Origin of the sequence: Vibrio tritonius (assembly GCF_001547935.1) — a bacterium.
GTDB lineage: Bacteria > Pseudomonadota > Gammaproteobacteria > Enterobacterales > Vibrionaceae > Vibrio > Vibrio tritonius.
Genome location: NZ_AP014635.1, coordinates 2,963,154 through 2,975,324, shown reverse-complemented (window position 1 = coordinate 2,975,324; position 12,171 = coordinate 2,963,154). Strand labels below are relative to the sequence as shown.

Annotated in this window: 8 protein-coding genes; 4 read left to right on the top strand and 4 right to left on the bottom strand. The window is 44.4% G+C overall.

What is annotated here, in order from left to right:
* Positions 1-11 precede the first annotated feature (11 nt).
* The 3 genes from JCM16456_RS13140 to JCM16456_RS13130 form a co-directional block, all read right to left on the bottom strand.
* Complete coding sequence (locus tag JCM16456_RS13140) at positions 12-620, bottom strand: TIGR04211 family SH3 domain-containing protein (RefSeq protein WP_068715060.1); 609 nt, start codon at positions 618-620, stop codon at positions 12-14.
* Positions 621-787: 167 nt separating this feature from the next.
* Positions 788-2,047, bottom strand: coding sequence for an inorganic phosphate transporter (locus tag JCM16456_RS13135; RefSeq protein ID WP_068715058.1), 1,260 nt, complete (start codon positions 2,045-2,047; stop codon positions 788-790).
* Positions 2,048-2,186: 139 nt separating this feature from the next.
* Positions 2,187-2,867, bottom strand: a complete 681-nt coding sequence (locus JCM16456_RS13130; RefSeq protein ID WP_068715056.1) for a TIGR00153 family protein — start codon at positions 2,865-2,867, stop codon at positions 2,187-2,189.
* Positions 2,868-3,071: 204 nt separating this feature from the next.
* On the opposite strand from JCM16456_RS13130, the gene JCM16456_RS13125 reads away from it, so the two are divergent.
* From JCM16456_RS13125 to hldE, 4 genes are all read left to right on the top strand, one after another.
* Positions 3,072-4,589 (top strand): CYTH and CHAD domain-containing protein, encoded by a 1,518-nt coding sequence (locus tag JCM16456_RS13125; protein ID WP_068715054.1) that lies wholly within the window; start codon positions 3,072-3,074, stop codon positions 4,587-4,589.
* Positions 4,590-4,923: 334 nt separating this feature from the next.
* Positions 4,924-6,180, top strand: a complete 1,257-nt coding sequence (locus JCM16456_RS13120; protein ID WP_068715052.1) for a methyl-accepting chemotaxis protein — start codon at positions 4,924-4,926, stop codon at positions 6,178-6,180.
* Positions 6,181-6,344: 164 nt separating this feature from the next.
* A complete protein-coding gene (gene glnE / locus JCM16456_RS13115) occupies positions 6,345-9,197 on the top strand; it encodes a bifunctional [glutamate--ammonia ligase]-adenylyl-L-tyrosine phosphorylase/[glutamate--ammonia-ligase] adenylyltransferase (RefSeq protein ID WP_068715050.1) in 2,853 nt (950 codons plus the stop codon).
* 65 nt (positions 9,198-9,262) lie between these two features.
* Positions 9,263-10,693 (top strand): bifunctional D-glycero-beta-D-manno-heptose-7-phosphate kinase/D-glycero-beta-D-manno-heptose 1-phosphate adenylyltransferase HldE, encoded by a 1,431-nt coding sequence (gene hldE / locus JCM16456_RS13110; RefSeq protein ID WP_068715048.1) that lies wholly within the window; start codon positions 9,263-9,265, stop codon positions 10,691-10,693.
* Positions 10,694-10,817: 124 nt separating this feature from the next.
* On the opposite strand, the gene tolC is transcribed toward hldE, so the two are convergent.
* The gene (gene tolC, locus JCM16456_RS13105; protein WP_068715046.1) at positions 10,818-12,143 is read right to left on the bottom strand and encodes an outer membrane channel protein TolC; all 1,326 of its coding nucleotides are present in this window, start codon (positions 12,141-12,143) and stop codon (positions 10,818-10,820) included.
* Between the last annotated feature and the right edge of the window lie 28 nt (positions 12,144-12,171).

Sequence of the window (12,171 nt, the reverse complement as noted above, 5' to 3'; positions counted from 1 at the left end):
AATTGCTGGTATTATGCCCAGCCGTTTGGTTTACGCTTACGGCTTGGAATAATGTGCGGCAGAATCAAACCGAAGATGAGGCCTAGGCCCGCAACACCACCGCCGTAGGTGAAGTATTTAAGTAGTAGATCTTCTTTTTGAGTGTCCAGTTTCGCACGCAGTTGACGAACTTCAGATTGCGAATCAGTCAGTTGTTTGCTGATATCACCGTAATTCTTTTCTAATTCAGAAATTTGTTTGTTACGCACTTTTAATGCGTCTTCCAAAATGGCTTTTTCTTTGTCAGCATCACTGCTTGCAGTTGATAATTTTGATTTTACCGATGCCAATTCTTTTTCTAATCGGGGTAGACGAATTGCGCGGCTTACTTCTTTTGTAATATAGGTACTTTCTACCCAGCCTGTGCGGCCTTTGTCATCTACAACTTTACTAAATCCGGTTTCTTTGTTCTCTTCCAGCAAATTTACTTTTGTCCCAGCATTCACACTGCCAATAATCCGGTATTGGTTGGTTGGGCCTGAGTGCATGTAAGTAAACAGTTCATCTGAAATGTAGCGGTCTTGAGCAAGTGCCGGAGCTGCTAGTATCGAAAATAGGACCATGCAGAGCAGTTTTTTCACAGTAAATCCCTTAGCTTGAGGTTTGCGCTTGTGTCGCGATTCTATAAAGATACCCTGATAGTAAAAATTTTCTGCTAACCATGCAACAAAGAAGGGAGGCTAAGCCTCCCTTTATGTGGATTTGAGTCAATAATAACAGTGCACTAACAGAGCACTGACTCAATCAATTAGGCAAAAACGCCTTGAATTGCATAGAAGAACACAACGGCTAGCAGTGCCCCCGCTGGTAGAGTAATAATCCAAGAAGCAACGATGTTGCGAACTACACCTAGGTTAAGTGCTGCAATACCACGAGCAAAACCAACACCAAGAACGGCGCCAACAAGTGTTTGTGTAGTAGAAATAGGAAGACCAGTACCAGAAGCCAATACAACTGTTGATGCAGTGGCTAGCTGTGCTGCGAAACCACGGCTTGGTGTTAGTTCAGTAATACCAGTACCTACTGTCGCCATTACTTTGTGACCTAGTGTTGCAAGGCCAACGACGATACCAACCCCACCAAGTGGAAGAATCCACCATGCGATTTCACTTTTCGCTCCGATCACACCCATGCTATTTACGGTTGCAACTACGGCAGACAGTGGGCCGATCGCATTAGCGACATCGTTTGACCCGTGAGCAAATGCCATAGCACAAGCAGTAATTACCATTAATACGCTAAAAATGCTTTCAACGCCGTTGAAACCTTGCTTGTTGTCACGATTAGAAAAACGTTTGTTAATGTAGATATAGCCGCCGATCATTACGATTGCAGATACTGCAACTGCGCCGCCCCAAGATTCCAAACCTGTTAGGTGTAGGCCAACGTGAGTCAGACCTTTCTTGATGGTAACCAAGGCGATAACCATGGTGGTAATAAACATATAAACCGGCACAAAACGCTTTGCATTAAGCAGCGGGTTTTCAGTATCGAAAATCAAGCGTTGAGCGCTAACAAATATAATGTAAGCGAAGAAGCCTGCAATGATAGGAGTGACAATCCAACTGCCAACGATGCCTTTTACTGAGGCCCAGTCAACAGCGTGTGTGCCAACGGAAATACAAGCGAAGCCGATGATAGCACCGATGATCGAGTGCGTAGTGGATACTGGCCAACCCATGTATGAGGCAACCAATAACCAAGTGCCAGCTGCAAGTAGGGCAGATAGCATACCATAGATAAGAATATCAGGATGTTGCGTGAATAGAGAGGTTTCAATCACCCCTTTGCGGATCGTGTCAGTTACTTCACCGCCAGCTAAGTAAGCACCAGCAAATTCAAAAATCATTGCGATAATGATTGCTTGTTTCACGGTTAGTGCTTTTGAGCCTACGGAGGTTCCCATAGCATTTGCAACGTCATTGGCACCAATGCCAATCGCCATCATTAAACCAAAAGCTGCTGCAATTAAAATCAGGACAGTGCCGTAGTTCGCAAGGATATCCATCGTAATACCTAGTTGTTTATAACAAGCGGAGCATTCATGTTTTTAGACACGCGTTTAGCCCGTTAGCGTGGTTATCACGCCTACTTGGGCTAAATAAATGTATTTCAAATACTCTTTGTTATTGGGTTAACTTTTATACCTATGAGCGCGATAGCATGACTTCCAGACGAGCGCCAACGCGCAGAGCCTGGTCGGCAATACCACCAACCCATTCAAAAATCTTATATAAGAAAATGACATCAATAGGGTTTAAGTCCGCTTCCATTGCCATTAATTGTTGGCGTAGGCGGATTTGCATATTGTCAGTATCGTCTTCGATTACATCCAGTTGGTTGATCATTTCAGCAACTAGAGTGACTTCACGCCCTTTAAAACCCGCTTCTAGCAGTTCATCAAGCTCGTTAATGACTTTCTCGGCTTGTTCTGCTGCATCTAAGCAACGTTTCACATAATCGATGAAGTTCTCTTGAAGTGGCTGAGGAATGGTAAGTTGACGACCGTATACACGGCCTGAAATGTCTTTGGCGAGGTTAGCTAATTTGTCTTGCTGAGTTAGTAGTTCGAGCATGTCAGTACGATCGACTGGCATAAACAGACCACGTGGCAGTTTTAGACGAATTTCTCGTTTTAGTACGTCGGCTTCTTTCTCGAGATGAGAAATTTGAGCGCGAACTTCTGCTGCTTTCTCCCAATCTCCTTTGTTACAAACTTCAAAGAAGTTGACAAGGTGAGAGCAACATTCATTCACACAAACGACATGTCGTTGCAAAGGCTTTATGGGGGACTTTGCAAATAACCCCATGATTGTATTTACTGGCATGGTCATTCAACCTAATTGCTATAACCTAAAATAAACATAAGCCATTTATGGCGAAATGTTGAGCGTTGGCTATAAAGGCGCGCATGTTAACCCATTCGTCGCCCGTTTAAAATAGTTTTAGATCATCAAAAGCACGATATTTCTCTCTTGCTCCAGTGCCGATTAGGCAATATCCTGTCGTTATCTGCTTCGAAAGGTATAACTATGGAAACCGAGATAGAACTGAAGTTTTTTGTTTCTCCTGATTTTTCAGAAGTTTTACGCCGGAAAATTTCTGAAACCAAAGTACTTCAGCATAGTTGTCGTGATTTAGGCAATACTTATTTTGATACTTCCGACAATTGGTTGCGTTTGCATGATATCGGCTTACGTATTCGCCGTTTTGATGATGTATATGTGCAAACGGTCAAAACCGCAGGTCGGGTAGTCGCCGGGTTGCACTCTCGACCTGAATATAATGCTGAACACCACAGCAACGACCCTGATCTCTCATTACATCCTTCCGATATTTGGCCTGATGGTCGTGATATTACGACACTACAGAGCGAACTTGTTCCACTATTTTCAACCAATTTTCAACGAGAAACTTGGCTGGTTGGCATGGCTGATGGTAGCCAAGTTGAAATTGCCTTTGACCAAGGTATGGTTGAAGCAGGTCAAGCAACTGACCCAATTTGTGAGGTGGAGCTGGAGCTTAAATCAGGGCAAACAGAAGCGCTATTTACTTTAGCTCGCCAACTGAGTGACCATGGCGGCATGCGTCTGGGGAACTTAAGTAAGGCGGCTAGAGGTTACCGTTTAGCGCAAAACTACCCAGGTGATGACGTTCGTTCACTAAAGATGGTTGCTACACAAGCCTCAGATACTGTTGAATCATGTTTGATAAAATCGTTGGAGCATGCATTAGCGCATTGGCATCGTCATGAGCAAATTTATCTAGAGCAAAGCGCTTTGGAGGCTTTACTGCAAGTGAGTGCTGCGGTCAGTTTTATTCGTCAAACATTGACGGTTTATGGCGGTATTATCCCTCGTCGTGCCAGTGCCGTGGTGCGTCAAGAGCTCAAGTGGCTTGAAGATGAATTACGCTGGCTCCAAGACTACCAATGTATTACCTCTCTTCTTGATGATAAGGGATATGCGTTACGTAAATTGGATGCGCGCAAGTTTCTTCTTGCCGGGTTAAAAGAACGTTTTGATGCTCTACCTGATAGAGATGAGATGTTGCGTTTGATTAACTCTGGGCGTTATACAGCACTGTTATTGGATTTGAGCCGTTGGATTTTAACGCGCGGTTGGCAACCTTTTCTGGATGATAAAGCACGCGAAAAAATGTCCTTCACCATTCATGATTTTGCCGTTAAGCAGCTTGATCGTTCTTGGACTGAGTTGCTCGAAGTGTTCCCTCCAGAGAAAAACCTGACAGCTCAGGAATACATTGATCAACAATACCGGCTAACACGTAACCTTTATACTGGTATCTGTTTTGCTGCGTTGTTTGATGGCGATGAATGCCAGTCATTTCGGTTGCCTTGGGCTGACTTGTTGCATGGTATCGATGACTTACTCATGCTTAAACCTCTAGAGCAGTTTATCTACCACTTGGAAGGTGACGAGCAAGAACAACTCAATCGCTGGCTTATTCGTCAAGAAAATTCCATTTTGCATGCAATGGAACAAACTCGTTTGATTGGCTTTGATGCCGCGCCATATTGGCGAGATTGAATGTAAGTAAAATTTGTCAAGGAGAGCGAAAGCTCTCCTTTTGCATTTTAGGCACAATAAAGTAGCCTTTTACCTTGTTTCTTTTTTCAATATCACATGGCTGTTTGTGAAATGGGCTGCATATTTCCTTTGTGTCATAAATGGAATCCATGTCGCTAATATAAGATAAGTGGGCGATCACATTTCAGACATTTCCCCAAGCAATTAGAGAGAATAGTCTCATCAAGTAATTGCCAATTTTGATACTATTCACACAATTCCTACGAACCTCAAAATAATTCGTTAGTAACTGTCAGCAAATATAATAAAACTATACAAAATCGGAGAATTACGAATGGCAACGATGGCCTTCAAGCCATGGGAACGAGTCATCACGGATGTGAGATTGGTTCCTCGAATGATCATGTTAATGGTCTTCAGTACGGTGCTGATTATTGCCAAGCAGCTTTGGGATGCTCACACCTTTTATCAATCACTGTTAGCAGCAACTAAAAATGCGGAAGTAGCTCAGTATCATTATGAGAACTACCTGGTACAAGTAGCGTGGCAAACCTGCGCTATGATTGTCGTATTTGTCGTGTTGTTATTGTTCGCAGCACGTGTCATGTTGCGCCAAACTCAGTATCTTAATGACGCAATTAATCATTTAGCGCGCCGCGATCTTTCGCAAAAGATCCAAATGGATTGTAAAGATGAGTACGGCGATGTAGCGCGAGAACTTGAAAAAGCGCGTTTACAACTTAATGATTTAATTAAAACGCAAATCGATGCTTCTCAAGAGCTAACTGGTTTAACTGAGGTCATGGCTCTGAGCATGTCTGAAACTAAAGAGTCGGCTCAAGAAGAATTCAACGAGATTGATCAGCTAGCGTCGGCGATGAGTGAGATGTCATCGACGGTTCAAACGGTTGCTGAGCACGCACAAAATGCCTCTGAATTGACGGAAAATGCTTCACATCAAGCATCGGCGGGACAACAGTTTGTAAAAAGTACTGTAGGCAAAATGAGCGATTTATCGAAAGATATCGCACAATCTGCTGGTGCTGTAAGCCAAGTAGAAGAGCGTGTTGAAGCGATCAGTAGTGTGGTTGGCACGATTCGCGGCATTTCTGAGCAAACCAACTTATTGGCATTGAATGCAGCTATTGAAGCGGCTCGAGCTGGTGAAGCTGGACGCGGTTTTGCGGTTGTAGCCGATGAAGTCCGTAATCTAGCTCAGCGCACTCAGCATGCAACAGTTGATATCCAAGACATGATTTCCCAATTGCAAGAGAGTGCAAATTCAGCTGTCGAGTTGATGGAAAAGAGTGTGGTAGAGGCCGCGGATGGTGTCGAACTAGTCACCAATGCCGGTTCTGAATTGGATGGAATTGTTGAGCAAGTTCAACAAATTAATGATATGAACTTCCAAATCGCTTCTGCTGCAAGTCAGCAAAGCGCTGTTGCGGAAGAAATGAGCCAAAATTTAACCAATGTTCGTGAATTGGTTGAGGCATCGGTTGTTGTGGTGACCGAATTGCTGGAAACATCAGAAATGATGCAAAACAATGCCGAAGAGCTGGATAAGAAAATTACCTCGTTTAGCGTCTAATCATGCTTCGGTTTTTGTGTTTACGATTAAGCCTGCCAATGTGCAGGCTTTTTGCTTTCTGTCGCTGGGGCGCGATTTTCAGTGAGTCGTGTTAGTTTTCTTATCTGACTTGAGTATACTCTCAAGCATACCTTTGCTAACTGATGGCTCTATAAGGATCTTTTATGTCATTACCGTTGGAAATCGCAGCTGCTGCAAAGACTCATTGGGTGTCTTTAAATAGCGAATGTGCTGGTGTGAACTCTTGGTCGCCCGCATTGCAACAAGAGCTAAATACTGTGCTTGGGCTCAGCCCCTTTGTCGCGGCAACGTTAACGCGAGATCCTGAATTAGTAAGTCAGTTGCCTGAGTTATTGTCAGTCTCTGCGCGCGATGAAAATTATCGAACTGATTTAGCTCAAGAGTTAAGTGAATGCAAAACTGAAATGGATGCGATGCGCTGTTTACGTCGGTTTCGTTATCAAGAGATGACCATAATTGCTTGGCGTGATTTCCTTGCTCAATGGCCTGTAGAAAAGAGTCTAAATCATCTTTCTGAACTGGCTGAAGCGATCATTTTTGAAGCTTACCGTTGGTTATATCGGGTTTGCTGCGATGAGTTCGGTACGCCAACTAACGGCCAAGGGGAGCCTCAACCTATGCTGATTATTGGCATGGGGAAATTAGGTGGCGGTGAGCTTAACTTTTCTTCTGACATTGATCTGATTTTTACCTATCCAGAAAATGGTGAAACTCAAGGTACGCGTCGCTCTATCGCGAACGCCCAATTTTTCACTCGTTTAGGGCAGCGTTTGATCAAGTTGTTGGATCAACAGACTGTTGATGGCTTCTGTTATCGCGTCGATATGCGCTTACGCCCTTTTGGCGAGAGTGGTCCATTAGTGATGAGTTATGCGGCTCTAGAAGATTATTACCAAGAGCAGGGGCGTGATTGGGAGCGTTACGCCATGGTCAAAGCGCGGGTAATGGGACGGGAAATGTACCCGCAATATCAAGAGTTGCGGCAGATGTTACGCCCATTTGTGTTTCGTCGTTATATTGATTTTAGTGCCATTCAGTCTCTGCGCCGCATGAAAGCGATGATCCGCAGTGAAGTGCGTCGTCGTGGGCTCACTAACAACATCAAATTAGGCGCGGGCGGTATCCGTGAAATTGAGTTTATCGCTCAATCGTTCCAATTAATTCGTGGTGGTCGTGAACCTCAGCTACGTAAACGTGGGTTGCTGGAAACCTTACAGGGAATTGGCGAGTTGGATTTACTCGAGGAGAATGAAGTGCAGACTCTCTGCGAGAGCTATCGCTTTTTGCGTCGCTTAGAGAACTTGTTACAAGCCCTTCATGATAAGCAAACACAGACGCTGCCCGATAATTCACTCGACCAACAGCGTCTCGCTTTTGCCATGGGATTTAAATGTTGGGAAGAGCTCAATCAAATCATCATTGAAACCATGAGTTCAGTGCATGCCATCTTCATTGCTTTGATTGGTGAAGAAGATGAAGAACATGATAATCAAGCGAGCGTTGCGGAACATTTTTCAGAACTGTGGGACATGGCAACTAACCGCGAAATGATCAGGCAGATTTTTGAGCAAGATATACACATGGAAGAGAGTGAATATTTGGTCGAAACCTTGTTGCAATTTAAGCAAGATCTGGCGAAGAAAACTCTTGGGCCAAGAGGCCGAGAAGTGCTGAATCATCTAATGCCAAAAGTGTTTCACACCATCTTTGCTCATCCTGATGCGCAGTTTGGTTTTACCCGAGTGTTGAACTTACTCAACCATATTGTGACTAGGACGACCTACCTAGAATTGCTTGATGAACATGAAGCGGCTTTAGGGCAACTCGTAAAATTGTGCACTGCCAGCCCAATGATCTCAGAACAGTTGGCGCGTTATCCTATATTGCTTGATGAGTTGATTGATCCCCAGCATCTTTATCACCCCATCGAGGTGACGGAATATCGCAGTGAGTTACGTGATTTCTTAGCGCGCATTCCTGAAGATGATATGGAACAGCAGATGGAGGGGCTGCGTCAGTTTAAACAGATCTGTATTTTGAAGATTGCTGCTGCGGATATAGCAGGAGTATTGCCTGTGATGAAAGTGAGTGATCACTTAACCTTTTTAGCTGAAGCCATAGTCGAGGCTGTGGTTCATCAAGCGTGGGGGCAGGTTAAAGAGAAATATGGTGTACCAACTCATCTCAAAGAGCGAGATGGCTTAGGCTTTGCTGTGATCGGCTATGGTAAAGTGGGCGGCTGGGAATTGGGCTATAGCTCCGACTTAGATTTGGTGTTTTTACACGACTGTCCTGTCAGCGTCTATACCGATGGTACTAAGGAGATTGATGGTCGCCAATTCTATTTACGTTTAGTGCAACGTATTATCCATATTTTCTCGACTCGAACTGCATCGGGAATTTTGTATGAAGTAGACACTCGCTTACGCCCATCGGGCGCTTCTGGTTTACTAGTCAGCCCCATTGATGCTTTTCACGAATATCAGGCACAAGAAGCATGGACCTGGGAGCATCAAGCTTTAGTCCGTGCTCGAATGATATTTGGTGATGAGCCTCTACAAAATGGATTTAACCAAGTTCGTCATGACATTCTTTCCTTGCCTCGCCAAGAAGAGTCGCTGCGTCAAGCCGTGGTAGAGATGCGTGAAAAGATGCGCACGCATCTTTCAAGTAAAAAACCGGGACGCTTTATGCTCAAGCAAGATGAGGGGGGAATTACTGACATTGAATTTCTTGCTCAGTATCTGGTGTTGCGCTTTAGTCATCAAAAGCCGTTATTAACGACTTGGTCGGATAACGTACGTATTTTTGAATCTTTAGCGCAGCAAGGTGTCCTATCGCTAGAAAACGCTCAAGCGTTAACTCATGCATACACTTCTATGCGTGATCAAATACATCATCGTAATTTATTACATCTTTCAGCAGACGTTACAGAAGACAAATTTGTGCCAGAAAGAGAACATGTACGTTCTATCTGGCAGCAATGGCTGAACTGAGAGAGTTTTTGTCGTCGTGAAGGCTATGGTAAACTTCGCGGCATATTGATTATTGGAGAACCATAATGAAGCCCATTCTACCTGATTACAATGATGCAGGTGTGTTGATCATTGGTGACGTCATGCTTGATCGTTACTGGTATGGCCCAACCGGACGCATTTCTCCAGAAGCGCCAGTGCCGGTTGTAAAAGTAGAACAAAATGAAGAGCGTCCTGGCGGTGCAGCCAACGTCGCGATGAACATTGCTTCATTGGGTGGTTTTGCACACATTATTGGTTTGACTGGTCAAGATGAACCAGCGCAAGTGTTAGAAAATAAACTTACTTCTCTAAAGGTGAGTTGTGATTTTGTTGCGTTGCCTGATTATCCAACCATCACCAAGTTACGTGTGTTAAGTCGTGGTCAGCAGTTGATCCGTTTAGATTTTGAAGACAAATTCGAAAACACCGATGCTAATCTTATTTTATCTCGTATGGAAACGGCGCTTCCTAAAGTCAAAGCGGTCATTCTGTCGGATTATGCAAAAGGTGCTTTAGAGCATGTGCAGCAGTTTATTCAAAAAGCACGAGCAGCGAATGTGCCAGTGTTTATTGATCCTAAGGGCGCAGATTTCGAACCTTATCGCGGCGCGACGATGCTTACGCCAAATATGTCTGAGTTTGAGCAAGTCGTTGGAAAAGTGAAATCGGAAGACGACTTGGTGGCTAAGGGCTTGGGGCTTATTGAGAAATACGATCTTGAAGCCTTGTTAGTGACTCGTAGTGAGCATGGCATGACGTTATTACGTCGTGGTCAAGATCCTTTCCATTTACCGACTCAAGCAAAAGAAGTGTATGACGTTACAGGGGCCGGTGATACGGTAATCTCTGTTTTAGCCGCTTCTGTTTCTGCTGGTAAGTCGCTGGATGAAGCATGTGCACTTGCTAACGCCGCTGCTGGTGTCGTGGTGGGTAAATTGGGCACATCAACCATCTCAACCATTGAACTCGCGGAAGCTGTACACGGTAGTCGCGATTCTGAATTTGGTGTTATCACGGAAGCTAAGCTGATTGAAGCGGTTAAGCAAGCTCGCGCTCGTGGCGAGAAAGTAGTGATGACCAATGGTTGCTTTGACATTCTGCACGCAGGACACGTGTCTTACCTGAACAATGCTGCTGAATTGGGCGATCGCCTGATTGTTGCAGTGAACACAGATGATTCAGTCAAGCGTCTCAAAGGTCCAGGACGTCCTGTAAACTCAACCGATCGTCGCATGGCTGTGTTAGCTGGGCTAGGCGCGGTAGACTGGGTTGTGCCGTTTAGTGAAGATACGCCACAGCGCCTTATCTCTGAAGTACTCCCTTCACTGCTTGTGAAAGGTGGTGATTACCAACCAGAACAAATTGCTGGTGGTAAAGAGGTGATTGCAGCTGGCGGTGAAGTTCGCGTATTAAACTTTGAAGATGGTTGTTCAACCAGCGAAATCATTGAAGCGATCAAAGGTGGTCGGGGGTAAGCCCATAAGTGATGACGCTGAAGTCAACGCCTTTCTAACGAAAACGCCAGCATGTTGCTGGCGTTTTGTTTATTGATGGTTTTCTAAATGGTTATGAGACACTAATCGCGAGTCACTTCATCATTTATTTGTCTGATTTTTTCAGACCAGCATTAATGTCTAGGACATCTTGCTCTGTTAAATTACCCGTCGCTTGACGCAGTTGTAGAACGTTAAGAATGTAATCATAACGCGCGTCAGCTAGGTTTTTATTTGCATCGTATAGGCGGCGTGTAGAATCGAGTACGTCAACGATGGTACGAGTACCCACTTCAAAACCTGCTTCGGTCGCTTTAAGCGCTGATTTAGCTGATACCAAAGATTGTTGATACGCACGAATTGCACCAATAGAAGCGTTGATGTTGTTGTTATAAGCGCGAACATCTTTTACTACGCTACGGTATTGGGCTTCAAGATCTTGGCTTGCTTTAACAAATGAGAATTCAGCCTGTTTGCTTAACGAGGTTAAGTTTCCACCGGTGTACAGTGGAATAGACAGGTTGATACCCACATTAAGGTCTTTGGTGTTATGGCCAGCGTAGGTGTCGTAATATGCGTAATCTGAATCGTATTCACGATTGTAGTTATAACCACCGTCTAGAGTTAGGGAAGGTAAGTTATTCGATTTCGCAATGGAGATATTGTCTTTGGCGATATCTTTAGAAATACGACTAGCAAGCAGGGTCAGGTTTTTTTCTTCTGCATCTTTTACCAACTGATTAATGGTCTCACTTGGTTTGCTGGTCGAGAAACGATCGGTATCCAAAATGCTCAGGTGGGTGGCTTCTTGTCCGGTAATTTCACGTAGCGCTTCGTAGCTATTGGTCAACGTATTTTGCGCTAAGATTTCGTCAGCTAAAACCGCATCATATTGAGCTTGAGCATCGTGGACGTCAGTAATCGCGGATAGGCCAACTTCAAAACGTTGCTTAGTTTGATCTAGTTGACGACCAACAGAGGCTTTTTCTGCACGAACAAAGGCTAAGCTGTCTTGAGCTCGCAGTACTTCAAAATAGGCGGTAGAGACCCGCAAGATAAGAGATTGCTGCGCTGCCGCGTATTGTGCGTCAGCTTCACGTGCGCGCTTTTCTGCGACACCAAGTGATAGCCAGCTCGAGCGTTTGTATAATTCTTGGCTGAAATTAACACCCGCAGTAAGCGCTTTGCTGTTTCGGGCATCTTCATCGCTGTGATTAACGTTATAGCCAGCAGTCAAATTAATCTGTGGCAGTAGTGAACTACGGCTTGAGTTGATAGCTTCAAAAGCGTTGTCACGTTGAGCTTCTGTACCAAGAAGTTGTGGATCATTCTTCTTAGCTAATTCATAGATTTGAGCAAGATTGTCTGCCCATGCGGAAGCACTAAGGCCCCCAAGCGCTGCGCTAATTAAAATAGGGAGCAGTTTTTTCATCGGTTCTATTCCTGCCATAATATTAAAA

What these genes read in the sequence shown, in the direction of transcription:
- JCM16456_RS13125 (WP_068715054.1), top strand. Translation starts at nt 3,072, where the DNA reads ATGGAAACCGAGATAGAACTGAAGTTTTTTGTTTCTCCTGATTTTTCA.
- hldE (WP_068715048.1), top strand. Translation starts at nt 9,263, where the DNA reads ATGAAGCCCATTCTACCTGATTACAATGATGCAGGTGTGTTGATCATT.
- JCM16456_RS13130 (WP_068715056.1), bottom strand. Translation starts at nt 2,867, where the DNA reads ATGCCAGTAAATACAATCATGGGGTTATTTGCAAAGTCCCCCATAAAG.
- glnE (WP_068715050.1), top strand. Translation starts at nt 6,345, where the DNA reads ATGTCATTACCGTTGGAAATCGCAGCTGCTGCAAAGACTCATTGGGTG.
- tolC (WP_068715046.1), bottom strand. Translation starts at nt 12,143, where the DNA reads ATGAAAAAACTGCTCCCTATTTTAATTAGCGCAGCGCTTGGGGGCCTT.
- JCM16456_RS13120 (WP_068715052.1), top strand. Translation starts at nt 4,924, where the DNA reads ATGGCAACGATGGCCTTCAAGCCATGGGAACGAGTCATCACGGATGTG.
- JCM16456_RS13135 (WP_068715058.1), bottom strand. Translation starts at nt 2,047, where the DNA reads ATGGATATCCTTGCGAACTACGGCACTGTCCTGATTTTAATTGCAGCA.